The following is a 25,932-nucleotide window of genomic DNA, read 5'->3' as shown; positions in this document are numbered from 1 at the left end:
GTTGAAGACCGCAACGGCCGCTCCCGTAGTGATCAGTAGTCAAGGGGAACCATCATGAAGAAATCTACCGCCGCACTTCTTTTCGGAGCATCGCTGTTCGCAGTGCCGGCCATGGCCGAGCAGGTCACGGTTGGTCTGTCGGCTCCGCTCTCCGGCCCGCAGGCCTATTTCGGCACCACATGGCATAACGGCTTCAAGCTCTACGTCGACAAGCTGAACGCCGACGGCGGGGTCAATGGCGTGACCGTCGCCTATGAGCAGGAAGACGACAAGGCAGACCCGCGTGAAGGAACGCTCGTGGCGCAGAAGTTCTGCGACAATGACGAGGTGGTCCTTGGCCTTGTCAACTTCAATTCCGGTGTCGCCCAGTCAACTCTGCCGATCTACGAGGACTGCACGCTGCCGACGATGACCTTCGGCTCCAACCCCTCGCTCACCAAGCAGGGCTATAAATTCATGGTGCGTCCGGTCGCCAACGACCTGGCCGGTGCGCTGCTGCCGGCCGAACATGCGATCGGCAAGCTCGGCGCCAAGACCGCCCTTGTCGTCAACGACAAGCAGGTTTTCGGGCAGGGAATCTCCGAAATCTTCGCCAAGAACTTCCAGGCTGGCGGCGGCACGCTTCTCAACACCATTGCCGTTGCGCCGAGCGACGTGGACTTCACCGCCGTCCTGGCGCAAATCAAACCGAAGAAGCCTGACGTGATCTACCTCGGTGCCGTCATGCCGCAGCTGGCGCTGTTTGCAAAGCAGATGCACGAGCAGGGCATCGCCGCAACGCTGATCGTGCCCGACGGCGGCTATACGCCGGACCTCATCAAGCAGGCTGGCGAACCCAGCGTCCAGGGCACGCTCGTCGCCATCCAGGTGCCGCCGATGGATGCCTCGCCGGCAATCGCCGATTTCGCCAAGGCCTACAAGGCCAAGTACGGCGAGGAAGCCGGGCCCTACTCGATCTACGGCTATGTCCAGGGCCAGATCCTCGAGCAGGTGCTGAAGACCACCAAGGGCCTGACGCGCGAGGACCTCAACGCGGCGCTGCATGCGGTCAAGGTCAATACCGCCGTCGGCGAACTGGAATTCGACGAGACAGGCGAACTTAAAGTCGCCCCATCCTACCTCTACAAGGTCGAAGGGTCGAACTTCCAGCTTGTCGGCTCGAAATAGCAGCCTGGCGCCGGAGCCGCCTGCCCTTCGCATGCGGCTCCCATTGCCTGTCGACGGCCTCGCCTGACAAAGTGCGGCGGCCGTGTCGAGCGTTTGCCTTTCCGGCTCGACCGGTTGATCGGAACCCCTTGCACAGGACGCCAGCCCATGCTGGGAAACCTCATTCAACAGACGGTCAATGCCTTGACCATCGGCTCCATCTACGCGCTGATCGCGCTCGGCTACACCATGGTCTATGGCGTGCTGCGCATGATCAATTTCGCCCATGGCGAGATGTTCATGCTCGGCGCCTATGTCGCCTTTCTGCTGCTCAGCATGCTCGTCGGCGATGTCGGCATGGCAGGCGCCATTGCGCTTGCCATGGCCTTTGTCGTAGCGATTTTCCTGGTCGGCGCGGTGGGCGTCGGCATTGAAAGAGTTGCCTACAAGCCGCTCAGAAACTCCACCCGCCTTGCGCCGATGCTCTCCTCGCTTGGCGTTTCGCTGTCGCTCGTCACCGGCATACAGATTCTCGCCGGCCCGCAGCCGGTTGCCTTCCCGAGCTTCTTTCCCGTCGTCCGCTACGAGGTGATGGGCGGCACCATCACCTCGATGCAGATCGGCATCCTGGTCGCCGCCTTCGTGTTGATGTTCGGCCTCCATTTCCTCGTCAATCGCAGCCGTATCGGCATCATCGTGCGCGCCGTATCGGAAAGCCGCCCCACGGCGCAGCTCCTGGGCATCAACGTCAACGGCGCGATCTCGATGGTGTTCTTCGTCGGGCCGCTGCTCGGCGCGGCGGGCGGCATCCTCTATGCCAGCTATTACGGCATCATGTCGCCAACCATGGGCGCGGTCATTGGGCTGAAGGCATTCACAGCCGCGATCCTCGGCGGCATCGGCTCCATTCCCGGCGCCATGCTTGGCGCCTTCATCCTCGCCTTCGTCGAAGTTGGCGGAACCGCGCTGCTGCCTGTCGTCACCCATGGCGTGCTAGGCACCGAATATCGCGACGTGCTCACCTTCGCGATCCTCATACTCGTGCTTCTCGTTCGTCCCGCCGGCATATTGGGCGAGACCGTGTCCGAGGAAAGCGTCGTGTACAAGAGGGAGTTCTGATGTCCGTTGCCGAGGCTCGCACCGCTGTCAGGCCGCGTTCAAGCCGGATCGTTCCGCTGCTCGTCTTCGCCATCGCGATCGCATTGATCGTGGCGACGCCATTTCTGCCCAACTACTACGTCCGCGTCATCAACAGCCTGCTGATCTACATCCTGCTCGGCATCGGCCTGAACATCGTGATCGGCTATACGGGACTGCTCGATCTCGGCTTCGTCGCGTTCTATGCGGTTGGCGCATACACCTATGCGCTGCTTGCCAGCCCCCAGTTCGACCTGCACTTGCCTTTCCTGCTTATTCTGGTCATCGCTGCCTGCCTTGGCGCGATAACCGGCATATTGCTCGGCATCCCGGTGCTCAGACTGCGCGGCGACTATCTCGCCATCGTCACGCTCGGCTTCGGCGAGATCATCCGCATCATCATCAACAATCTCGACTGGCTCACCGGCGGACCACAAGGCATCGCCCGTCTCGACAAGGCCTCGATCCTCGGCTTGCAGATCGCCCGCCCCGTCGACTTCTTCTGGCTGCTGCTTGTCGTCGTGGTCATCGCCGGCGTGGTGGCCTGGCGGCTGGAGCGTTCGATCCTCGGCAAGGCCTGGGCCGCGATCCGCGAAGACCAGGACGCCGCGCGCGGCATCGGCATCAACACCACCAACGCCAAGCTCGCCGCCTTCGCCACCTCCGCGACGATCGGCTCGATCGCCGGCGCGATCTTCGGCGCCTCACAGCGCTTCGTCAGCCCGGAGAGTTTCACGCTTCAGGAATCCGTGCTGATCGTGCTGATGATCGTGGTTGGCGGCATCGGCAACATTCTCGGCATCGTCGCCGGTGCGGCAATCCTGATCCTGCTGCCGGAAGTGCTGCGCGAATTCGCCGAGTGGCGCATCCTCTTCCTCGGGCTGCTGATGATTTTCCTTATCATCGTGCGCCCGGCTGGCATCGTGCCGCGCAGCTTCGGGCCTGAGAAGCTCATCCGGGGGCTTTTCGGAAAATGACGCTGGTCTTTCAGAGCCTTCGCAAGGAGTATGGCGAGGTCGTTGCCATTGACGACGTATCGACCTCCTTCACCCCTGGCATGATCCACGGCGTGATCGGACCGAACGGCGCCGGCAAGTCGACGCTCATCAACATGACCGCGGGCTCCTACACGGTCTCCTCGGGGTCGATCACGCTCAACGGCAAGCGCCTCGACGGGCTCAAGAAATACCAGATCGCCAATTCGGGTGTCGCCCGCACATATCAGAACATCCGCCTCTTCGATCAGATGACGGTGATCGAGAACCTGGAAGTCTGTTTCTATCCCGCCGAGGTCGCAGGAACCTGGAAGGAAGTGGTCTGGCCGCCCTACGCCACGGCGCAGCGGCAGCGCCGTCGCGAAAAATGCATGGAGATATTGCGTTTCTTCGACCTGCAGGGCTATGCCGAGGCCGATGCCGGCGGCCTGCCCTATGGCCGGCAACGTATGCTGGAAATCGCCCGCGCGCTGGTCTGCAACCCACGCGTCTTGCTGCTTGACGAGCCAGCCGCCGGATTGAACCATCACGAGACGGCGGAGCTGACTGCCAAACTCACCGCGCTGCGTTCGCCTGACCGGATCATGATCGTCGTCGAGCACGACATGGATCTGGTCATGGCGCTCTGCGACAGCATCATCGTCATGCATCACGGAAAGCTGCTTTTTCGGGGCACGCCCGCCGAGGTGCAGGCCAGCACCGAGGTCCAACTCGCCTATCTGGGAACCGCCAATGACATCGACGACATCCGAGCCGCTGCTCAGGATCGCCGGGCTCAGCTCGGGATACGGGCGCGTCGGCGTTCTTGAAGACCTAGACCTCGAAGTCGATCCGCACGAGATCGTCGTCGTGCTCGGCCCGAACGGCGCCGGCAAGACGACGCTGCTCAACTCCATCTCCGGCGTGGCGCGTCCGACCGCAGGCAGCATCACCTTTGAAGGGCGCGACGTCACCGGCCTGCGGCCCGAGCAGGTCGTGCGCCTCGGCATCACCCACTGCCCGGAAGGCCGGCAGATCTTCCAGCGCCTGACGGTCGAGGAAAATCTAGTCGCTGCCCATATCGGCCGTGGCGGCAAGAGCTTTGAAACGCTGCGCGCCGAGGCATTCGAGCTCTTTCCGGTGTTGAAGGAACGGCGCAACGGCTTGGCGAGCCGCATGTCCGGCGGCCAGCAGCAGATGCTGGCGATCGGCCGCGCGCTGATGGCCGAGCCGAGACTTCTGATGCTCGACGAACCGTCTCTCGGCCTTGCGCCGAAGATCGTGCACCAGATCTTCCGCATCATCCTCGATCTGTCGCGCAACGGTATTTCGATCCTGCTCGTCGAGCAGAACGTCCAGCTTGCGCTCGAATGCGGCGACTACGCCTATCTCTTGAACACCGGCAAGGTGAAGCTTCATGCCCCTGCACTGGAAATGACCGAGCATTCAGCGCTGAGCGAGCACTATCTCGGCGGGGCCACCGAGGAAGTGCTTCATGTTTGAAGTCGATTGGAAAACCCCGCATCTCTGGCGCAAGACTGCGAACGTGCGCCAAACCGCTCCCGCGCTGCAAGGCGACCTGAAGACGGACGTGCTGGTCGTCGGCGGCGGCTTCACCGGCATGGCCGCAGCGCTGGGGGCGCGCGACAGCGGCGTCGATGTGATCCTCCTGGAAGGCAACGAGATCGGATCGGCAGCGTCCGGCCGCAACAACGGCCTCGTCATCTCGCATCATTCCAAGGCATCGCCTTCGGAGTTCGAAGCGGCGTACTGTAAGACCATCGGCGACCGCTACAACCGCATGGTGGCAGACGCGGCCGGCGTCGCCTTCGGCCTGATGCAGCGCTTCAATATCGATGCACACCAGGTGCAGGAAGGCTGGATCCAGCCCGCGCACACCGAGGCGACGCTTGTTCGCACGCGCCAGTTTTACGAGGAGTGGAAAGCCTTCGGCGCCAATGTCTCCAGCCTTGACCGCGACGAAGTCACTGCGCGCATTGGCAGTCCCTATCTCGGCGGCTGGATGGTGCACAATTCGGGCCACATCAATCCGTTTGCCATGACCATCGGCCTTGCGGCCGCGCTGGAACGTGAAGGCGTGACCATCCTCGAGAACTCCCGGGCAACGCGCATCGAGAAGGTGGAAGGCGGCTGGCGCGTCTTCACCGCATCAGGAAGCGTCACTGCACCGGAGGTGGTGCTGGCGACCAATGCGTTGACCGGCGACATCTGGCCGGGCCTCAAGAAGACGCTGGTGCCGCTCAAGGTGTTTCAGGCGGCGACCAACCCGCTGTCTGAGGACATGCGCGCGAAGGTCCTTGTCGGCAATCCTGCCGTATCCGATATGCGCAACGACATCCGTTATTTCCACTACGACCGCGACAATCGGCTGGTCAGCGGCGGGACGCATACGTTCTGGTTCGACGAGGCCGACCGCGGCCGCGCCAAGGTCTCGCGCATGCTGGGCAAGGCCTTTCTCGCCTTCGGCGGCAAGCCGGAGATGGTGGAGTATTGGCACGGGACGTTCGCCGTGGTGCCCGACCGCCGGCCGCGCCTTTATCGCCTGGGGCCGGGTCTTGTGTTTGGGGGCGTCTATTCCGGTCGTGGCGTGGCACTTTCGATGTCACTTGGCCAGGAAATCGGCCGCTGGGCGGCAGGTCGGCGTACGGATGAGCAGATGTCGCTGCCGGTCACCAACATGAAGCCAGTTCCGTTTCACCCGATCGCGGTGCAGGTCGCCAACCGCATGCACCCCTGGAACCGCCTGCAGGATCACCTGCTCCCGGTAAAGTAACACAGACGGAGTTCTCATCGTTCGTACGGTGCTAGAGCAATTCCGGGATAAGTGTGAAACGGTTTTCCCGGAAAAAGCGCTTAGCGCTTCCCTAGGGAATTGCGCAAAAACAAAAGGCTAGGCGGCAACACCGCCTAAATAGGCGCTGATGACGGCCCGCCTCGAAGGCTCAACGTTCGCCGCGCTTGCTGTCAAAGACAAAATTTCATAACAGAATCAAATCGCTTAATGGAAAAGGGGTGGTACCGTTGGCTGGGATCGAACCAGCGACCTCCGGATCCACAATCCGGCGCTCTAACCATCTGAGCTACAACGGCACGTTTGCCCGAGCGGGATCGAGATGGACAATCATTCCCCCTGGACCCGCTCTGTCGTTCGGCGATGCGTCCATACGGGCTATCGGAGTTTAATTCAAGGCTTTTGGCCGCCCGTGCCCCGAAATCAGAACCGATTTTCCGAAATGATCACGCGCGAAATCGAAAGTTCTACAGCGTCCTTTGCGCGCCCAGGAGGACGCGCGGCGCTGTAGGCAAAGATCGCCGCTTTTTTCGCCGGGCAAAGAAAAAGGCCGGCGGGAGGAGGTGCCGGCCTTTTCCTGTTACGAGCCAGCGGGAGGAGGTGCTGGCTGGTCACCCCGGAGAGCAGAGGGAGGAGGTTCCACCCGCCGGGTATTCGCTTTGACCACTATATCTCACATAATCTCTTCCGAAGAAATGCGACGTTTTGTTGCATCTTCAAAGTATGCGCAAATATTAGGCGGCCTTAATTTCCTTCATCGCCTTCTCGAAGGCGGTCTTCATCGGCTTGGAGACGTCCTCGGCCGCCTTGGAGGTGACGGTCTGGAAATCCTTTGCCTGCTCGACGGCCATCTCGACGTGCTTGCGCAGGAATGCTGTCTGCAGCTCGACCACTTCCGACAGCGACTTGGCGCCGATCAGGGCTTCGAAATGCGAGAAGCCGGCTTCGGTATTGGCGCGCAGAGCGGCGATGGTCTTGAGCGACAAGTCGTTGGAAACGGTCTTGGCGGTCTCGAAAGTCGACTCCAGAGCCTTCTGGGTCTCTTCTGCGCCGGTCTTCAGCTTGGCATAGGCCTCTTTCGACTGCTCGACGCCCTTTTCGGCGAAAGCACGGATCTGGTCGGTGGCCTTGGAGGCGTCGAAGCTCGGGAATTCAACGTTTTCGATCGTTTCGGCAGTCTTGGTCCTGGACATTTTCCATCCTTTGGGCGGCGGCGGCGGCTTTGACAGAAAGCCGTCTCGTTCATGTATGATGGCAATATAAAGGCAAATTTTGTGCATTGCAATATCTTTGTTGCAGTGCACCATAAAATTCTTTCCCTGCGTTAACCACGAGCCCAGAGATTCCAGCGGTTGCACGCTGTGGCTTGTGGACCTTCGCGCTATCGGCTTTTATTAACAAAACGTTAACCGGAAAACTGCCCGTTCCGTGAGGATTCGCCAAGAGGTCCGCCAAGCGCATGCCGTCCGAAAACTACTCCTTCCTCGATGTTGCCGTGCTCGACACGATCCGCCAGCGCTTTGCCGCCGGCGACGCGATCGTCCTTCTGTCGGCAGACCTCGAACAGGTGATCTGGGCAAACGGGCCAGGAGCGGCGGTGTTCGGCTACCCCGACATCGAGGCCATCATCGGCGCCTCGACAGGGCTGCCGCTGATCGCCAGGCGCCAGATCATGGCGACAAGCGGTTTTCCACAGATCGGCCGCGACCGCGCCATCACGGTGCGGCTGGCAACCGGCCTGACCAGCCGCGCGGTTGGCTTGCTGGCCAGCGCGGTGACGATGCCTGACGGCGAAAACGCGATCATGCTGGCGGTGCCGGCGGCACAGACCGGCTCGCGCAGCGCTGCCGAGATCGCCGATCGGGCCATCAGCGGCTTTACCGAAGACGGTCATTTCATCGCCTTCGTCGACGCCAAGGGCAACATCGAGGCCGCTTCGGAAGGTTTTTCGGCGCTCGGCATCTTGCCCGAGACGCTGGCAGCGCTTGTGGCCGATGTGGCGAACGAGAGCGATCGCATCGTCAAACGCCTCGTTCCAGGCGGCACCACTTCCTATCCGGCCGGTCTCGCCCGGCTGACGGAGGAGCGGCACCTGCTGGTGGTGATCGACGAGGACCAGCTTGACGCCGACGGCGAGGACATCACGGCGATGGAAACCGGCACCGGTGCGGCAGCACACGATGCCGCGTTCCGGAAAAAAGCAGAACAGGACAATGCGCCGGCAACAGCCGCGAAGGCGGATGCGGCAGCGGAGACAGGCCCGGCAGCCGGAGAAGACACTTCGGTGTCTGGAGAGCATGACGTTTCCGATTCGACCCGGCCCGATGCGACCGGGCTGAGGCCGGAAGCGGCCGATAGCGCCAGCGCCCCGGCCGGCAGAGCGCCCGCGCAGCATGATCATTGGTATTTCAGTGCCAGCGAGGATGAAACGCAAAAGCCGGGCCGACCGGATGCGACCGGGCATGTCCAGGCGGATGCGCCGGCGGAACGTACCACACAGGGCGCCGCCGCCTCCCCGACTGAGCGTGCAATCCTCTCGATTGACCGAGGGGCGGCGCCCCTGCGTTTCGTCTGGCGTACCGACGCTGAAGGAAAATTCAGTGCCCTGTCGCCGGAATTCGCGGAGCTCGTCGGCAAGCCTGCCGCCGATGTGATCGGCCGGCGCTTCAGCGACGTCGCGGCCACCTTCGACCTCGATGCTTCAGGGGAGATCGCCGGCCTGCTCGACCGGCGCGACACCTGGTCCGGCCGCTCGGTGCTATGGCCTGTTGCCGGCACCGATTTCAAGATACCCGTCGACCTGGCCGCACTGCCTGTCTACAGCCGCAGCCGTGCCTTCGAAGGTTTTCGCGGTTTCGGCGTGGCCCGCATCGGCGATGCGGTGGTCGATCCGGAAGCGATCGGCATGGCGCTTATCCCCAATGCGGAGGCCCCCGCAGCCGTCGAGCCGGAAGTCGCCGAGACGCCTGATGAAACCGACCCGTTCCAGGGCGAGGTGCCGGCGCTGACCATCGTGCCGAAGCCGGAGCGGCGCTTTGCCGACAAGGTGATCCGGCTGGCCGAGCACAGGCAGCCCGCCAACGACAAAGGCCTGTCGACGCTGGAACGCAGTGCATTCCGTGAGATCGGCGAGCGGCTCAAGAAGGACAATCCCTCGACCGAACAGCCCGATGCTGCAACGTCGGCAGAAACGGCAGCGGCCGAACCGACCGATGCCGAAGACGAGAAGGATGTCGCAAGGCTCGACGGCGAGCAGCCGGAAGCAACCAGGTCCAACATCTCAGGCTCGCTGCTCGACTACGCCGAGCGGGACTATGTCGCCGACAATGGCGACGGTGCCCCGGTTTCGGAGCCGGACAAGGCGGCGCAAGAGATCACCGAACCCGCCGATACGGACGATCGGCCGACGGCCGAAGACGACGACAGCATGACGGCTGCCGATTTCCGCGATGCGGAAGACAGCGAGGACTGGGCGCCATCCGACGAGGATGAAAGCCGTTCGTCAGCCGATGACATTGGCAATGCCGGTGACGCGGAGCCGGCGCCTGTCGAGCGGCCATCCCCGCAGGTGCCGCCGCTCAAGCTCGAAGGGTTCGTGCCATCGGCTTTTTCGACAGCGGATGGCAACAACGCTCCCGACACTTCGATCCTCGGCAAGCTGCCGGTGCCCCTGCTCATCCATTCCGGCGACGATCTCCATTATGCGAACGAGGAATTCCTCAACCTGACCGGCTATGACACGCTCAATGATCTTGAGGCCGCAGGTGGTCTCGGCGCGCTGTTTGCCGATCCTTACGACGACAAAGCCTCCGACGGAACAGATCACGCGCTGCGGTTGAAGACGCATGACGGTCAGGAGTTCCCGATCGAGGCTATTCTGCGCTCGGTACCGTGGCGTGGCGGCAAGGCGCTGATGCTGGTCGTGCGCCGGTCCGGCGACGAGGCAACAGCTGTTCCGCAGGGCGCCGCCGACGACCAGACCCAGCCCGATATTTCCGAGCTCAAGGCGCGCATCGCCGAGATGCGCACCATCATAGACACCGCGACCGACGGGGTCGTGCTGATCGGCCGTGACGGAACGATCCGCTCGATCAGCCGCCCGGCGGAAGCGCTGTTCGGTTTCGACAGCGACGAGGTGACCGGCAAACCCTTCTTTTCGCTGTTTGCGATCGAAAGCCAGCGCGCGGCGCGCGACTATCTCGACGGATTGTCCGAGCCCGGCGTGGCGAGCGTACTCAACGACGGCCGCGAGGTGATCGGACGCGAGGCGCAGGGGCGCTTCATTCCGCTGTTCATGACCATCGGCAGACTGCCCAATGACAGCGGGTTCTGTGCGGTGGTGCGCGACATCACCCAGTGGAAGCGAGCCGAAGAGGATCTGACCCAGGCGCGTGCAGTGGCCGAGCGCGCCTCCTCGCAGAAGACCGAGTTCCTCGCCCGCATCAGCCACGAGATCCGCACCCCGCTCAACGCCATCATCGGATTTTCCGAGTTGATGGTCGACGAGAAATTCGGGCCGGTCGCCAATGACCGCTACCGCGACTATCTGCGCGACATCAACCGGTCGGGCAACCACGTGCTCGACTTGGTGAACGACCTGCTCGACATCTCGAAAATCGAGGCCGGCCAGCAGGAGATGGCCTATGAGGCGGTGTCGCTCAACGACACGCTGGCCGAGACGGTGGCGATGATGCAGCCGCAAGCCAACCGCGAACGGGTCATCATCCGCTCCAGCTTCGCCTCTCGACTGCCGGAAGTGGTGGCTGACCTGCGCAGCGTGCGCCAGATCGCGTTGAATATCCTGTCGAATGCCATCCGCTACACGCAGGCCGGCGGCCAGGTGATCGTATCGACAGCCTATGAGATCTCCGGCGACGTCGTGATGCGGGTGCGCGACACCGGCATCGGCATGAGCCAGTCCGAGATCGAGCAGGCGCTTAAGCCGTTCAAGCAGATCAACGCTCTGAAGCGCGGGCGCGGCGACGGCACCGGTCTCGGGCTGCCGTTGACCAAGGCCATGGTCGAGGCCAACCGGGCCCGGTTCGCCATCAACTCGACGCCTGGCGAGGGCACTCTGGTCGAAGTCGCGTTTCCGTCAACCCGCGTGCTTGCGGATTAGGGCGGCGGACTTTCCAGTCGAACCTGTCGCCGCTTGATCTTTGTTTGAGCATCGGATTCTCCCAAAACCGGCCCCTTTTGGGTCCGATGCTCTAAAAGAAAAGGCGTCCAACAGGACGCCTTGAATAATGGGATTGCTGTCACAACGGGGCTTGAGCGAATTCAGATCCTCTGGGGATTTAGAGGAACGGGATTTCTCCCTCAAGTTACGCACGACTATCGACGCCGGCCGTTAACAAAACCTTACCAGCGGCGCCGAAAATTTACCAATGTGTACCACTCATGAAATCTAGGTAAATTCGAGCGAGATATTTGGTTAACCATGCTCGCCCGGCGCCCATCAACTCGAATGGCGGCGCCGTTCCGTTTGCTTAGTCGGCCAATTCCGGCAAATCGCGGAACAGCTCCAGCGCTTCGGGGTTGGCGAGCGCCTCCTTGTTCTTGATGGCGCGGCCATGCACCATGTCGCGCACCGCAAGCTCGGTGATCTTGCCCGATTTGGTGCGCGGAATATCGGTGACGGCGACGATCCTGGCCGGCACGTGGCGAGGGCTCGCCCCACTGCGGATTTTCGCCCGGATGCGTTTTTCCAGCTCGGCGTCGAGTTCAACGCCCGCAGCCAGCCGCACGAACAGCACAACGCGCACATCGTTGTCGAAATCCTGGCCGATGCACAGCGCTTCCAGGATTTCCGGCATTTGCTCAACCTGATTGTAGATCTCCGCCGTGCCGATCCGCACGCCGCCCGGGTTGAGGGTCGCGTCGGACCGGCCATGGATGATCAGGCCGCCATGGGCGGTCCATTCGGCGAAGTCGCCATGGCACCAGACATTGTCGAAGCGCTCGAAATAGGCAGCGTGGTATTTCTTGCCTTCGGGATCGTTCCAGAAGCCGATCGGCATTGCCGGAAAAGCCTTTGTGCAGACGAGCTCACCCTTCTCCTGCCTGAGCGGGCGGCCATCGTCGTCCCAGACATCGACGGCGAGGCCGAGGCCAGGCCCCTGGATCTCTCCGGTCCATACCGGTTGCGTCGGCACGCCGAGCACGAAGCAGGAGACGATGTCGGTGCCGCCGGAGATCGAGGCGAGATGCACGTCTTTTTTGATGCCGTCATAGACGAAGCGGAAATCTTCCGGCGACAGTGGCGAGCCGGTGGAGGAGATCGTGCGCACGGTGGAAAGATCATGCGTGCGGATCGGTTTGAGCCCGGCCTTGCGCACGGAATCGATGAATTTGGCCGAGGTGCCGAAATAGGTCATTTTCTCGGCGTCGGCAAAATCGAACAGCACGTTGCCGTCGGGGTGGAAGGGCGAGCCATCATAGAGCAGAAGGGTTGCGCCCGACGCCAGGCCGGACACCAGCCAGTTCCACATCATCCAGCCGCAAGTGGTGAAATAGAAGAAGCGGTCGCCGTCGAGCAGGCCGGCATGGAGCCGTTCTTCCTTGACGTGCTGGATCAGCGTTCCGCCGGCCGAATGGACGATGCATTTGGGGATGCCGGTCGTTCCGGAAGAAAACAGGATGTAGAGCGGATGCGCGAACGGCAATCTCTCGAACGTGACCGCCTTGGCCGCGACGGATGAGAGCGCCTCGTCCAGCGCAGTCGCCTTCTCGATGGTCGCCGCCACGTCCGTCGACGTTCCGAGATAGTCGACGATCAGGATCTTGCGCACGGTAGGAAGCTTTGTCGCAACGGCGGCGATCTTGTCGGCGACCTCGATCGCCTTGCCATTGTACCAATAGCCGTCGGGCGCGATGAAGACGACCGGCTCGATCTGGCCGAACCGGTCGAGCACGCCCTGTTCGCCGAAATCGGGAGAACAGGAAGACCAGACAGCGCCGATCGAAGCTGTTGCCAGCATGGCGGCGACGGTCTCCGGCATGTTGGGCATCATGGCGGCGATGCGATCGCCGATTTTCACCCCAAGCGACAGGAAAAGCTGCTGCAGCCGCGAGGTCAGCGCATGCAGCTCATTCCAGGAGAGCCGGCGCTCCACCTTGTCCTCGCCGCGAAAGACGATAGCATCGCTGAGGCCGGTCTTCTTCAGGAGGTTCTCGGCGAAGTTCAGCTTCGCGTCGGGAAAAAACGCGGCGCCGGGCATCTTCTCGCCATCGACGAGCACGCGCTCTCCCTTGTCGCCAACGACCCCACAAAAATCCCAGACCAGGCTCCAGAACGCCTCGCGATCGTCGATCGACCAACGATGTAGATCGGCATAGGAGGAAAAAACCTTGCCAGTTCCGGCAGTGGCGGCCTTCATGAAGGCGGTCATCGGCGCGGCGTCGACCTGGTCTTTCGTCGGTGCCCAGAGCGGTGCGTCGCCAGCCATGATAGTTCCTCCGCGGTCACCACCGCTTATGCATATCGCAGCGCAGCAGAGCAAGATTTTGTTCGGCCGAGCGACGTGGATGTGCGCAAATGCCATCGCTGGGCCATAAAGACTTGAAATGCGTCAGCCGTGGGTTACACCCGTCGGGCTATTTTTGTCGGAATGGAAGCATACGGGGCGACATGCCATCACCTTTGATCCGGCGCGGAATATGGGCGATCGGCGTTGCCGTGCTCGTCATCGCGCTGGCCGTCGCTGCCTTGCCGCTCGTTGCCTCGACCCGCATCGTGCGCGATCGCATCGCCTGGGAAATGAGTGCGTGGAGCGGTTTCCGGGTCACCATCGACGGCGCACCGCGGATCGAGGTCTGGCCGAATTTCCGGGCCATCCTGACCGACGTGACGCTTTCCCAATGGACAGAGACCGACGCGCCGCCGGTGATCGAGGCCGAACGGGTCGAGGTCAATCTCTCCGCCATGGCCGCGCTGCGTGGCGACGTGGTGTTCTCGACGGCGCGGCTGATCCGGCCGACGATCAGGGTTCAACGCGCAGCAAATGGGCTTTTCATACCCGCCCTGCCTTCGGGCGGGCGCATCACGCGTTCCATCGACACCGCTCGCGCCGTGGTCAGCACCAATCCAGCCAAACCGGACCTGAGCAAGCTGCCGGCAGATCCGTTCGGCACCGTGGAGTTAAGGAACGGCCGCGTGGTGACCGCCGTCGATGGCAAAGACACTGAGATAGTGAGCAGCTTGAGCGGACAGGCGAACTGGGCCGCAATGAACAGCAATGCGACGCTGTCGGCGACCGGGATCTGGCGCGGCGAAAGCGTCGCCGTCGATGCAGCATCGTCGAACCCGCTGGTGTTGTTTGCGGGAGGTGCTGCGCCGATGACGCTTTCCTTCAAGGCGGCCCCTGCCACTTTTTCATTCGACGGCGTGGCCAGCATGTCCGAGAACGCCTATTTCGACGGACAGGCGAAATTTGCCGCACCCTCGCTCAGGCGCGTGCTCGAATGGTCGCAGGCCGGCATAGCGCCTGGCGCGGCAATCGGCTCGGTTTCCGTTTCCAGCAAAGTCACGGCGACCTCCGGCCGCATTAAATTCGAAAACACCGAGATCGCCCTGGACGACAATCCGGGAATGGGTGCGCTGGACTTCTCCTTTGGCGAGGCGCGGCCGGTGATCGCCGGTACGCTCGCCTTCGACACGCTCGACTTGCGGTCGTTTCTCTCCGCCTTTACGCCCCTGGCGCCTACAAACGGTACCGGCCCCGGCGAAATCGACATAAGCGTCGCCGACCGGATCAATCTCGATCTCAGATTGTCGGCAGCGCAGGCGACCGCAGGGGCCATCCAGCTTGCCAACGTCGCCGCCACCGCCCAGGTCAAGAACGGTCTTGCGGTCTTCGATATTTCGGATGCATCGGCCTTTGGCGGCAACATCCAGAGCAGTCTTCGTTTCGACCGCAAGCCGGGAGGCACGCAGGTCGAGATCAGGCTGCTCGCCTCCGACGTCGACGGCGGCGCCTTTGGCACCGCAGCCGGAATGACGCGACTGGTACCGATCGGTAGGGGAACCGTTTCGGTCATCCTCAAGGGGCCGGGCAGAACCTGGGACTCTATTTTCGAAAACGCCGACGGCTCGGTTTCGGCGAAATTCGGCCAGGGCGCGTTGAGCCGGCTCGATCTGCCGGCGTTTCTCAAACACAGCGAACAGGGTGGGTTCTTCGCGCTCGACGATGTCTCCGACGGAACGCTGCCGATCGACGGAGCCGAACTCAAGGCAAGCATTTCGAACGGCGTGGCGAAGATCGACAAGGCCGAAGCGAATTCGGCTAAGTACAAGGTCTGGCTTTCCGGCATCGCCTCCTATGCGGGGCGCGGGCTGGCGCTGTCCGGCGGCATCATTCAGGCGGACCAGGCAGCCACGCAGACAAATAACCAGGGTCCCAACCAGTCTTCGTTCTTCGTCGGTGGAACGTGGAGCACGCCGTTCATTTCGCCGATAAGCCGCGGCGTTTCCGGAGAATAGGCAGCGAGGCTGCTGTGGTCGTCAGAAGTGCTTCCTGCCGGCGTTTGCTGCCGCCGCCCGTTCGTCACCCCCGCTGAGCAGCCTGCTCGTCGCGCCGGCGTTGGACTTCGCGACGCTTGTTGGCGAGCGAAGCGATGATGACCCCGACCGCCACGACCGCGATCAGAATGGTGCAGGCGGCGTTGATCTCCGGCGTCACACCGAGACGAACCTGGCTGTAGATCTTCATCGGCAGTGTGGTGGCGCCAGGCCCTGAGGTGAAACTGGCGATGACAAGATCGTCGAGCGACAATGTGAAAGCCAGCATCCACCCGGACACGATCGCCGGCATGATGATGGGCAGCGTGATCTGGAAAAACGTCTTCACCGGCGGCGCGCCGAGGTCCATCGCGGCTTCTTCCAGCGAGCGGTCAAACGTGACCAGGCGCGACTGCACGACGACGGCGACGAAGCACATGGTCAGGGTGATGTGGGCAAGCGTGACGGTGAGAAAGCCGCGATCGAGACCGACGGCGACGAAGAGCAGCAGCAGCGACAGGCCGGTGATGACTTCCGGCATGACCAGTGGCGCAAAGACCATGCCGGAAAACAGCATGCGGCCCTTGAAGCGCGTGTAGCGCGTCAAGGTGAGAGCCGCCAGCGTGCCAAGCACGGTCGCCACGGTGGCCGAGATGACGGCGACGCGGGCTGTCACCCAGGTGGCGTCCATCAGGCCCTGGTTGTGGAACAGGGAGACGTACCATTTGGTCGAGAAGCCGCCCCAGACAGTGACCAGTTTCGACTCGTTGAAGGAGAAGACGACAAGCAGGACGATCGGCAGGTAAAGAAAGGCAAAGCCCAGCACGATCGAAGTGATGTTGAAACGGCTCCAGGTCGGATTCATTTGTCTTGTTCCTGGGCGCGGGCCTGGGCACGCTGGAAGAGCATGATCGGCACGATCAGCAGCAACAGCAGGATGACGGCGACGGCTGACGACACCGGCCAGTCGCGGTTGGCGAAAAACTCGTTCCACAGCGTTTTGCCGATCATCAGCGTCTGCGACCCGCCGAGCAGATCGGGAATGACGAATTCGCCGACGGCGGGGATGAACACCAGAAGGCAGCCGGCGATGACGCCGGGCAGCGACAGCGGAAAGGTGATCTTCCAGAAGGCGCTGGTCGGCGGGCAGCCGAGGTCCTTGGCCGCTTCGATCAGCGAGTAATCCATCTTTTCCAAGGACGAATAGAGCGGCAGCACCATGAACGGCAGGTAGGAATAGACGATGCCGATGAAGATCGCAGTGTAGGTGTTGAGGATGATCAGCGGCTGGCTGATGATGCCGGTGGCGAGCAGCAACTGGTTGAGCAGCCCCTCGGGCTTGAGAATGCCGATCCAGGCGTAGACGCGGATCAGGAACGAGGTCCAGAACGGCAGGATCACCAGCATCAGCAAAGTCGGACGAAGGGTTGCCGGCGCGCGGGCCATGCCATAGGCGATCGGGTAGCCGACAAGCAATGTCAGCGCCGTCGAGATGGCGGCGACGATGAGGCTCGTCACATAGGCATTGAAGTACAGCGCATCCTGCGTCAGCCAAGTGTAGTTATCGATGCTGAGCTGTTTCAGCTGGGCGAGAAAACCGGAAAACCCGTCGCCGAAGCCAAGCACCGGCGTGTAAGGCGGTATGGCGATCGCGGTCTGCGACAGTGAAATCTTGAAGACGATGACGAACGGAACGAGGAAGAAGAAGACCAGCCAGAGATACGGGATGATGATGACGAGACGGCCAATGAAGGCGGCACTCAATCTGACCAGGGCGGAGTTGCCAGCATCGGTGGTCTGAGAGCTTGCTGCAGCGGTGACAGCGGCATTCGACATGACCGTCCCCTATCGCGTCAGCACGACGCCGGCGTCCGGCTGGAACGACACCCAGGCACGGTCGTTCCAGCTCAGCGGATCCTCGGTGATGCGGGCTGCGTTCATCGTGCTCGCCCGCACCACGTGACCGTCGTCGAGCCTGACGTGATAGACGGTCATGTCGCCGAGATAGGCGATATCGTAGACCTCGCCTTCGATGGCGTTGACGGCACCGGCCGGCTTCTTCGACGATATCTTGATCTTCTCCGGCCTGATGGCGAAGGCGACGGCCGCGCCGGTGGCGGCATTGCCGGCATTCTCGGTTCGGATGGTGATGCCGTTGCCCGCGTCGATGCTTGCGGCACCGGCCTCGCCACGCGCGAGCTTGCCTTCGAACATGTTGACGTTGCCGACAAACCCGGCGACGAAGCGGGAACCCGGCGCTTCGTAGACTTCCGCCGGCGTCGCCACCTGCATCACCTCGCCCTTGTCGATGATGGCGATGCGGTCGGCCATTGTCATCGCCTCTTCCTGGTCGTGGGTGACGACGACGAAGGTGAGGCCGAGTGACTGCTGCAGATCCATCAACTCGAACTGTGTTTCCTCGCGCAGCTTCTTGTCCAGCGCGCCCAATGGCTCATCGAGCAGCAGCACCTTCGGCCTTTTGGCGACCGAGCGGGCAAGCGCGACGCGCTGGCGCTGACCGCCGGAGAGTTGGTGCGGCTTTCGCTTGGCGAACTGCTCGAGCTTGACCAGCTTCAGCATCTCTCCAACGCGCGCTGCGATCTCGGGCTTCGGCATGCCGTCCTGCTTGAGGCCGAAAGCGATGTTGTTTTCGACCGTCATATGCGGGAACAGCGCATAGGACTGGAACATCATGTTGACCGGCCGCCGATATGGCGGAATCCCGCGCAGATCCTGGCCATCGAGCAGGATGCGGCCCGCAGTCGGCTCCTCGAAGCCGGCGAGCATCCGCAGAAGCGTCGATTTTCCACAGCCCGACGCCCCGAGCAGGGCAAAGAACTCACGCTCGAAAATGTTCAGCGACAAATTGTTGACGGCGGTGAAGTCACCGAACTTCTTGGTGACCTTGTCGAACTGGATGTATGGCTTGGCGTTCGGATCGTTCCATGGCGCGAAATCCCTGCGGATGCTGCCAAGCGATTTCATGTCCCACTCCGTCCTGATTCTATCCCCTGAAAAGATTGACCCGGGCACGCTGTGCCGGGGTCCTTGATCGTCGCTTATTGCCCGGTGACGATCCTGGTCCAGGTGCGGGTGACGACGCGCTGGGTCTTGGAATCGTATGGTGCAATGGTGAACAGCTTCGCCAGCGTCGCCTCGTCCGGGTAGATCGCCGGGTCCTCGAGTATCTCCTTATTGATGAACTGCTGCGACGCCTTGTTGCCGTTGGCGTAGAAGACGTAGTTGCTCGATTTGGCGATCACTTCCGGCTTCATCATGTAGTTCAGGAATTCATGCGCCTCGGCGACATGCGGCGCATCGGCAGGGATTGCCATCTGGTCGAACCACATTTCGGCACCTTCCTTTGGCACGGAATAGCTGATCTCGACGCCCTGGTTAGCCTCGGTCGCGCGGTCGCGCGCCTGGAACACGTCGCCCGACCAGCCGACGGCCAGACAAATGTCGCCATTGGCCAATGCGTTGATATATTCCGACGAGTGGAACTTGCGGATGTAAGGCCTGATCTTCAGCATCAGTTCTTCCGCCTTGGAGAAATCGTCCAGCGACGTGGTCTCGGGATCGATGCCCAGATATTTGAAAGCGTTTGGGAGGATGTCGCTCGGGGAATCCAGGACATAGACGCCGCAATCCTTCAGCTTGGCCAGCTTTTCCGGATTGAAGAAAACGTCCCAGCTGTCGATCTTGTCAGTGCCGAGCGCTTCCTGAACTTTCTTGACGTTATAACCGAGGCCGACCGTGCCCCACATGTAGTTGATCGAATATTCATTGCCTGGATCGTATTTGGCTGTGCGCTCCGAGACGATGTCCCACATGTTGGAAATGTTGGGCAGCTTCGACTTGTCGAGCTTCTGGAACACACTTGCCTGGATCTGGCGTGCGAGGAAATTGGCGGTCGGCACGACGACGTCGTAGCCGCTGCCGCCGGCAAGCAGCTTCGTCTCCAGGAGCTCATTGGAATCGAAGGTGTCGTAGGTGACCTTGATGCCGGTTTCCTTGGTGAAATCCTCGATGATCGAGCTGTCGATGTAATCCGACCAGTTATAGACATTGACGACGCGGTCCTGGGCATGAGCGCCGAGGGTGAAAAGCGTCAGAAATGCCGAGGTCGCCGAAAGCCAGAACGCTTTGCGGGTCATGCGTCTCTCCTTTGATGAGTGTTCCATCGCCAGCTCGTCGCGGGGCTGCGCGGCTGGGCGTTTGCTTCAGATTATTGGGCTTTCCGGCAAGCGACAAGAGCGAACCGCCGACACCCCGGCGCTTCGATGTGCAGTGGCCATGGCCTCCGTTCCGATGTCGTGATCCAGATGGCGTTCCGACGCCGTCAGAGGCTCTCGCCACGGCGCGGGCAGGAATACAACGATGTTGTCCGGTCTCGATCAGGCCGGAGGGGAGACTTGGCAAGATACGCCTGTCTTGTTGTTGCCGTATTGGCAACCTGCCCGTGCGGCCAAGCCATTGTCAATGGCTCATCTGGCTTTGGCGCGTGCGCCGCATCAATTGGGCGACGGCATGCCGGTGACACCCGGCCGCACTGGCCGCGCCTGACGCTTGAATTCGAGCCCGATATGGACGAGCAGCGCCGTGACCACAACAGTGCCGCCAAGGATGGTGCGCCCCGACGGCACCTCGGAATGGACGAGCCAGACCCAGATCGGGCCGAGGATCGGTTCGAAGGTGCCGAGGAGTGCCGCGACCGCCGCCGGAACAAGCCGGGCACCGGTGGCGAAGAAGGCAAGGCCGAGACCCAGATTGACCACGCCGAATGCAAACAGGAAACCCATGTCGCTGCCGGAAACCGCGAATTGCGATGTCTGGGACGCGGCGAATGCGGCAGCAAGCATCGTGCCGAGGCAGGTCGCCGGCGTCATGCGCACATGGGCAAAGCGTCGCGTGATGACGGTGGCGATCGAAAACATCACAGCGATGAGCAGCGCCAAGCCGTCGCCGATGGGCGATACCGCGCCATCGAGCGATTCCGATACCATGATGGCAACGCCGGCAATGACGGCGGCAATCGCTACCCAGGTCGCCACCGCGACCCGTTCGCGAAATACCACCCAGGCAAACAGCGCCGCCAAGAGCGGCACGCCGGCCTGCATCAAAAGAATGTTGGCGACGGTGGTGTAGGCAAGCGCCACGACGAAGCAAGTCGATGCGGTGGCAAAGCAGAACGCCACGGCAAGGCCGGGCAGGCCCATGCCGCGGAACAACCTCGCCGTGCCGTGCCAGCCGTCGCGCCAGATCATGAAACAGATCAGGAAGGCGGCGGCCCAGACCGATCGCCAGAACACCACCGTCCAGCTGTCGCCCGCTTCGATGAAACGGGCGATGGCGCCGCCGAAACTCCACATCAGCGCCGACAGGAATATCAACAGGAAGCCGACACGCTCGTCACGCGGCGAGACAACAGGCGCAATCGGTGATGATGCGGTATCGGTCATGGGCGCGACTGTCGGCGATTTCTGGGCGGCACGACGTGCAACGGACGACAAGAACGTGCTTCATTCGCGTAGCGCAAAGGCAGCGGCTGAGCGTGGTCCACCGGACGGCGACGGTTGTGGCAAAGATAGCAGGTCGCCCGCCGGGGCCTCATTGAAAATCGAAGGCGCTCAAGCCGGTCACCATCTCGTCGAGGCCGAGCGGGCGCGTCACCGGCGGCTCGGCGCGGGCGAGGCAGCCGATGCGTTCGCACAGCCGGCAGGCTGGACCTATCGGCGTGGCCGGATTGATGCTCCGTCCGGCTTTTCCGGCCGCTGCGGCAGCCGGTGCCGCCAGTGCCGCGCCATAGACGATCTCGTCGCGAAAGCCGATGTCGCAGCCGAGCAGAAGTGCGGTACGGCGCGGGCGCTCGGAAAACGAGCCTTGCGGCCCTTCGAGCGTGCGGGCGGCGCAGAGGAACTCGGCGCCATCGGGCATTTCCACCGCCTCGACGAAAATCTGGCCGGGCTGGGTGAAGGCGGCATGCACGGGAAGCTTGGGACAGCCGCCGCCGAAGCGGCTCTGCGGAAAACCCTGGCTTCCCGCCTTGCGGAAGCGGTTGCCGGCATTGTCGACCTCGATCATGAAAAACGGTACGCCCGGCGTGCCCGGCCGCTGCAGCATGGTCAGGCGGTTGGCCGCCTGCTCGAAGGAAACGCCGAAACGCGAACGCAGCACGTCGATGTCGTACCGGGCGCGTATCGCGGCTGCGTGAAAGGGCTGGTAGGGCATCATCAGCGCGTGGGCGGCGTAGCGGCCAAGCTCGAAGCGGGCGAGCCGGCGGGCCTCATCCGAGGTCAGCTTCAGCGCCTGGATCTCGCTTGCCACCGCGACGGTCATGCGGATCAGGCAGGCCTCCATCGCCACCTCGCGCAACTGGTCGAATGGCGACAGGCGCTCGGACAGAAACAGGCGCTGCGAGTGACGGTCGTAACGGCGGCGCCAGTTCGGCATGGTGGCGACCGGCAGCACCTTGACGACGATGCCGTATTCGCGTTTCAGCCAGGCCTTCAGCGCACCGAGCAGATCGTCGCCGGGATCGAGCACCGACGTGAATGCCTCGGCCTCCTCTTCGATCGCGGCAAAATGGTTCGGCCGACGCTCGAAAATCTCGTGCACCTCGTCGATCGGCAAGCGGGCGCCGGAAAGCGCCGTCGCTTTGCCCTCACGTGCAAGGAGCTGGTTGAGGTCGGAAAGCCGCTCGGCCTGCTCGCGGTAGGCGCGAAACAGTTTTATCACCGCGGCGGAAGCATTGGGCGCCGCCTCGGCAAGCTCGATCAGCTCCTGGTCACCAGGCAATTCGCCGACCAGCAGCGGATCTGAAAACACTTCCTTCAGAGCGGCGACCGACCCCCTCGCCTCGCCCTGCAATTCATGCGGGTCGACCTTGTAGACAGATGCCAGCTTCAGGATCAGCTGGACCGTCAGCGGCCGCTGGTTGCGCTCGATGAGATTGAGATAGGACGGCGAGATGCCGAGCCCTTCGGCCATCGCCGTCTGGGTCAGGCCCTTGGTGCTGCGAATGCGGCGGATGCGCGGCCCGGCGAAAATCTTATGATCGGCCACTCGGCTATCCTTGACAGAAATTGACATTGCTTCTGCACGACGACGCCGTACTGGTTTTTACAATCATGACAAATTTACAGCGCCGGGCTGTCAAACGCAACACAGGTTTTCCCTTATTTCTCAGCCAACCGTACGGTTTTTCTCGCCTGTTTCGCGCCGAGATGTAAATTCTGTCACACCAAAACGGCGCAATAGCCTCGCCTCTGCCCTGCAGCAATTTATCCGGAGTGACCAATGACTGATTTTTACAACCTCGTCCCCTCGGCGCCGGAAGGTCGCTTCGACGGCATCGAGCGGCCCTATTCGCCGGACGATGTGAAACGGCTGCGCGGCTCGGTCCAGATCCGGCAGAGCCTCGCCGAAATGGGCGCCAACCGGCTTTGGCAACTCATCCACGAGGAGGATTTCGTCAACGCGCTCGGCGCCATGTCGGGTAACCAGGCGATGCAGCAGGTCCGAGCCGGGCTGAAGGCGATCTACCTGTCCGGGTGGCAGGTCGCCGCCGACGCCAACACTGCGTCGGCCATGTATCCGGACCAGTCGCTCTATCCCGCCAATGCAGCGCCAGAACTGGTCAAGCGCATCAACCGTACGCTGCAGCGCGCAGACCAGATCGAGACCTCCGAAGGCAAGGGGCTTTCGGTCGATACCTGGTTCGCGCCGATCGTTGCCGACGCGGAAGCTGGCTTCGGCGGACCGCTCAATGCCTTCGAGATCATGAAGGCCTTCATCGAGGCGGGTGCGGCCGGTGTCCACTACGAAGACCAGCTGGCATCGGAAAAGAAATGCGGCCATCTCGGCGGCAAGGTGCTGATCCCGACCGCCGCCCATATCCGCAACCTCAACGCCGCGCGGCTTGCCGCCGACGTCATGGGCACGCCGACGCTGGTCGTGGCGCGCACCGACGCGGAAGCGGCAAAGCTGCTCACCTCCGACATCGACGAGCGCGATCAGCCCTTCGTCGACTATGACGCGGGCCGCACGGTGGAGGGCTTCTACCAGGTCAGGAACGGCATCGAGCCTTGCATCGCGCGGGCCGTCGCCTACGCGCCACACGCCGACCTGATCTGGTGCGAAACCTCCAAGCCCGATCTGGCGCAGGCCAAGAAGTTCGCCGAGGGCGTGCACAGGCATCATCCCGGCAAGCTTCTCGCCTATAATTGCTCGCCGTCGTTCAACTGGAAGAAGAACCTCGACGACGCCACGATCGCCAAATTCCAGAGGGAACTCGGCGCCATGGGCTACAAGTTTCAGTTCATCACGCTGGCTGGTTTCCACCAGCTCAACTTCGGCATGTTCGAACTCGCCCGCGGCTACAAGACGCGGCAGATGGCGGCTTATTCCGAGTTGCAGGAGGCTGAATTCGCGGCGGAAGCCCATGGCTACACCGCGACCAAGCACCAGCGCGAAGTCGGCACCGGCTATTTCGACGCCGTGTCGATGGCGATCACCGGTGGCCGGTCTTCGACCACGGCCATGCACGAATCGACCGAGCACGCCCAGTTCAAACCGGCGGCGGAATAGCAGCAAAGCAACGAACAGAGGTAACGCCCCCAAGGGGTATAAATAGGCTGAAGGAGAAGACCAATGGCATCGATAAGCCGCGTCAAGGAACGGGCCGAAGAACAGGCCACCACCATGAACGTCGACCAGCAAGCGACCATCCGCATGCTGGCGAACGACCTGCACAGGCTCAACCAGTCGGTGATGAAGGCGGTCGAGGCCGGCGTGTCGGTGGAACTCGTGCGCTCGGCACGGCACCATGGCGGCGACGGCAACTGGGGCGATCTGCTGATCCCGGTGATCGTCACGCAACGGAGCCTCGGCTGACCGTCATCCGACCAAGCCTGTTTGTGGATCCGGCATCACCTGCGCAGTCTCTGCGCAGGTGATTTGCGTTTGCACGGCCGGTTTGCGTATAGGGAGAAAATAGAACTTTCTTTAAACTTTAGCGTTTCTAGCCATATTCTCGACGTCCGCCATTTCAGCTTGACATAGGCAGCGATCTCGCGGCAATTGTCTGTAAGTTTCAACCCTGCATTGAAACCAGACGAGTGCCCGTCCCGCTCATGCGCCCCGTGAACCGCGAATCCAAAACTGCAAAGCACCCGAGTTTAGGGGAAAGGAATATGGGATCCGTGCTCGCCGACTTCAGCCGCGTGCTCGTCGTTGGAAAATCGCCGGTCAACCGGGTTGTGGTTTCGAAAATCGTCGAACGATCCGGGCTCAAGCCGATCTCGGAATCGCCCGAGGCGGCAGCAACGACGTTGCGATCGCTCATTCCCGGAGCTGTCGTCCTCGATGGCGGAGCGGACAATAAGGACTGCGATGCGCTGATGCCGGGCATCGATGCGCTGCGGCGCACCTCGGGCACATCGCGTCCCCCAGTGATCCTGCTCTCGACCAAGAATGGCACGCCGGAGAGTCTGGGCCTGTCGAGCGTCGTCGATGCAGTGGTCGTCAAGCCGATCACGACGGAACGGCTGCAGCCGGTGATCGACCATCTAATTGGACTGGGACGTAAGTAGTCGGCGTCAGGCCGACGCCGACACGCGATCAACGGGCTTTGCCGATAGCTTCGATCAGCCGGGGCAATTCCGAGAGATCGGCTATCTGGCGGAAGCGAGGCGCGGTGACCGGCGGCTCGACATGTTCCAGCACCCAGGTCAGTTCATGCGGCACGTGAATGCCCCAACTGCCGGCCTCGATCGCCGGCACCACGTCCGACTTGAGCGAGTTGCCGACCATCATGCTTTTTTCCGGGCCATCGCCGTGGCGGCTGAAGATCCTGGCATAGGTGGCCGCGCTCTTGTCGCTGACGATCTCGACGGCGTCGAACATATCACCGAGGCCCGATTGCGCCAGCTTGCGCTCCTGATCGAAGAGGTCGCCCTTGGTGATCAGCACCAGGCGATATGCGCTCGCCAGCTTTTCCACGGTTTCGCGCGCATGGGGCAGCGGCTCGATCGGATGGCCGAGCATCTCGCGGCCCGCAGCAAGAATTTCGGCAATGACCGAGGCCGGCGCGCGGCCCTCGGTAATCTCGATCGCCGTTTCGATCATCGACAGGGTAAATCCCTTGATGCCGAAGCCGTAAACGGCGAGGTTGCGCTTCTCCGCCTCCAGCAATCTTGCCGAGATGTGCCTCTCCTCGGCATGGTCGGCAAGCAGCGCGGCAAAGCGCCTCTCGGTAATGCGAAAGAACTGCTCGTTCTGCCAGAGCGTGTCGTCGGCATCAAAGCCGATCGTGGTCAATTCATGATTGTTCTGCATTTCGACGTCTTCAACCGAGTTCATTG

Annotated in this window: 20 protein-coding genes and 1 tRNA gene; 11 read left to right on the top strand and 10 right to left on the bottom strand. The window is 62.2% G+C overall.

Going from position 1 to position 25,932, the window contains the following annotated elements; all coding sequences use genetic code 11:
• Positions 1-54 precede the first annotated feature (54 nt).
• The 6 genes from NKH73_RS25665 (at position 55) to NKH73_RS25640 (ending at position 6,051) form a co-directional block, all read left to right on the top strand.
• The gene (locus NKH73_RS25665) at positions 55-1,167 is read left to right on the top strand and encodes a branched-chain amino acid ABC transporter substrate-binding protein (RefSeq protein ID WP_352937148.1); all 1,113 of its coding nucleotides are present in this window, start codon (positions 55-57) and stop codon (positions 1,165-1,167) included.
• Positions 1,168-1,314: 147 nt separating this feature from the next.
• Positions 1,315-2,265 (top strand): branched-chain amino acid ABC transporter permease, encoded by a 951-nt coding sequence (locus NKH73_RS25660; protein WP_352937146.1) that lies wholly within the window; start codon positions 1,315-1,317, stop codon positions 2,263-2,265.
• Entirely contained in the window at positions 2,265-3,260 is a 996-nt protein-coding gene (locus NKH73_RS25655) for a branched-chain amino acid ABC transporter permease (protein ID WP_352937144.1), read from the top strand. Before NKH73_RS25660 ends, NKH73_RS25655 begins: the two co-directional genes overlap by 1 nt.
• Complete coding sequence (locus NKH73_RS25650) at positions 3,257-4,087, top strand: ABC transporter ATP-binding protein (protein WP_352937142.1); 831 nt, start codon at positions 3,257-3,259, stop codon at positions 4,085-4,087. The genes NKH73_RS25655 and NKH73_RS25650 overlap by 4 nt, the downstream gene beginning before the upstream one ends.
• Positions 4,011-4,760 carry an ABC transporter ATP-binding protein gene (locus tag NKH73_RS25645; protein WP_352937140.1) on the top strand — a complete coding sequence of 250 codons (750 nt, stop codon included), beginning with the start codon at positions 4,011-4,013 and terminating at the stop codon, positions 4,758-4,760. The genes NKH73_RS25650 and NKH73_RS25645 overlap by 77 nt, the downstream gene beginning before the upstream one ends.
• Positions 4,753-6,051 carry an NAD(P)/FAD-dependent oxidoreductase gene (locus NKH73_RS25640; RefSeq protein ID WP_352937137.1) on the top strand — a complete coding sequence of 433 codons (1,299 nt, stop codon included), beginning with the start codon at positions 4,753-4,755 and terminating at the stop codon, positions 6,049-6,051. Before NKH73_RS25645 ends, NKH73_RS25640 begins: the two co-directional genes overlap by 8 nt.
• A gap of 240 nt (positions 6,052-6,291) precedes the next feature.
• Here NKH73_RS25640 and NKH73_RS25635 read toward each other — a convergent pair.
• Positions 6,292-6,368, bottom strand: a tRNA-His gene (locus NKH73_RS25635).
• Between the two features lie 435 nt (positions 6,369-6,803).
• Positions 6,804-7,262 carry a phasin gene (locus NKH73_RS25630; RefSeq protein ID WP_352937135.1) on the bottom strand — a complete coding sequence of 153 codons (459 nt, stop codon included), beginning with the start codon at positions 7,260-7,262 and terminating at the stop codon, positions 6,804-6,806.
• Between the two features lie 266 nt (positions 7,263-7,528).
• Here NKH73_RS25630 and NKH73_RS25625 point away from each other — a divergent pair, with 266 nt between their 5' ends.
• Positions 7,529-11,188: a PAS domain S-box protein gene (locus tag NKH73_RS25625; protein WP_352937133.1), complete on the top strand. Its 3,660-nt coding sequence runs from the start codon at positions 7,529-7,531 to the stop codon at positions 11,186-11,188.
• A 370-nt stretch (positions 11,189-11,558) separates the two neighbouring features.
• Here the strand turns inward: NKH73_RS25625 and NKH73_RS25620 are convergent, their stop codons facing one another.
• On the bottom strand, positions 11,559-13,517 hold the full coding sequence (locus tag NKH73_RS25620) for an acetoacetate--CoA ligase (protein ID WP_352937132.1): 1,959 nt from the start codon (positions 13,515-13,517) through the stop codon (positions 11,559-11,561).
• Between the two features lie 182 nt (positions 13,518-13,699).
• Between NKH73_RS25620 and NKH73_RS25615 the strand changes: the two genes are divergently transcribed.
• A complete protein-coding gene (locus NKH73_RS25615; protein WP_352937130.1) occupies positions 13,700-15,550 on the top strand; it encodes an AsmA family protein in 1,851 nt (616 codons plus the stop codon).
• A 64-nt stretch (positions 15,551-15,614) separates the two neighbouring features.
• Here the strand turns inward: NKH73_RS25615 and NKH73_RS25610 are convergent, their stop codons facing one another.
• The 6 genes from NKH73_RS25610 to NKH73_RS25585 all read right to left on the bottom strand — a co-directional run bounded on the left by NKH73_RS25610 (position 15,615) and on the right by NKH73_RS25585 (position 22,633).
• Positions 15,615-16,433, bottom strand: coding sequence for an ABC transporter permease (locus tag NKH73_RS25610; protein ID WP_352937128.1), 819 nt, complete (start codon positions 16,431-16,433; stop codon positions 15,615-15,617).
• Positions 16,430-17,404, bottom strand: a complete 975-nt coding sequence (locus tag NKH73_RS25605) for an ABC transporter permease subunit (protein WP_352937126.1) — start codon at positions 17,402-17,404, stop codon at positions 16,430-16,432. Before NKH73_RS25605 ends, NKH73_RS25610 begins: the two co-directional genes overlap by 4 nt.
• Positions 17,405-17,413: 9 nt before the next feature.
• On the bottom strand, positions 17,414-18,553 hold the full coding sequence (locus NKH73_RS25600) for an ABC transporter ATP-binding protein (protein WP_352937124.1): 1,140 nt from the start codon (positions 18,551-18,553) through the stop codon (positions 17,414-17,416).
• Positions 18,554-18,627: 74 nt separating this feature from the next.
• Positions 18,628-19,725, bottom strand: a complete 1,098-nt coding sequence (locus NKH73_RS25595; protein WP_352937122.1) for a polyamine ABC transporter substrate-binding protein — start codon at positions 19,723-19,725, stop codon at positions 18,628-18,630.
• 357 nt (positions 19,726-20,082) lie between these two features.
• The gene (locus tag NKH73_RS25590) at positions 20,083-21,030 is read right to left on the bottom strand and encodes a DMT family transporter (RefSeq protein WP_352937120.1); all 948 of its coding nucleotides are present in this window, start codon (positions 21,028-21,030) and stop codon (positions 20,083-20,085) included.
• A gap of 148 nt (positions 21,031-21,178) precedes the next feature.
• Complete coding sequence (locus NKH73_RS25585) at positions 21,179-22,633, bottom strand: helix-turn-helix domain-containing protein (RefSeq protein ID WP_352937118.1); 1,455 nt, start codon at positions 22,631-22,633, stop codon at positions 21,179-21,181.
• Between the two features lie 234 nt (positions 22,634-22,867).
• Here NKH73_RS25585 and aceA point away from each other — a divergent pair, with 234 nt between their 5' ends.
• The 3 genes from aceA to NKH73_RS25570 all read left to right on the top strand — a co-directional run bounded on the left by aceA (position 22,868) and on the right by NKH73_RS25570 (position 25,161).
• Complete coding sequence (gene aceA, locus NKH73_RS25580; RefSeq protein WP_352937116.1) at positions 22,868-24,157, top strand: isocitrate lyase; 1,290 nt, start codon at positions 22,868-22,870, stop codon at positions 24,155-24,157.
• Between the two features lie 63 nt (positions 24,158-24,220).
• Positions 24,221-24,463: an SMc00767 family acetate metabolism repressor gene (locus NKH73_RS25575; RefSeq protein WP_126043653.1), complete on the top strand. Its 243-nt coding sequence runs from the start codon at positions 24,221-24,223 to the stop codon at positions 24,461-24,463.
• A gap of 299 nt (positions 24,464-24,762) precedes the next feature.
• Positions 24,763-25,161, top strand: a complete 399-nt coding sequence (locus NKH73_RS25570) for a response regulator (RefSeq protein WP_352937115.1) — start codon at positions 24,763-24,765, stop codon at positions 25,159-25,161.
• Between the two features lie 28 nt (positions 25,162-25,189).
• On the opposite strand, the gene NKH73_RS25565 is transcribed toward NKH73_RS25570, so the two are convergent.
• On the bottom strand, positions 25,190-25,906 hold the full coding sequence (locus NKH73_RS25565) for an HAD family hydrolase (RefSeq protein ID WP_352937227.1): 717 nt from the start codon (positions 25,904-25,906) through the stop codon (positions 25,190-25,192).
• Positions 25,907-25,932: the final 26 nt, after the last annotated feature.

This window comes from Mesorhizobium sp. M0938 (genome assembly GCF_040319125.1).
GTDB lineage: Bacteria > Pseudomonadota > Alphaproteobacteria > Rhizobiales > Rhizobiaceae > Mesorhizobium > Mesorhizobium robiniae.
Note: the sequence above shows the minus strand (reverse complement) of the source record. Positions and strands in the feature narration are given on the sequence as shown.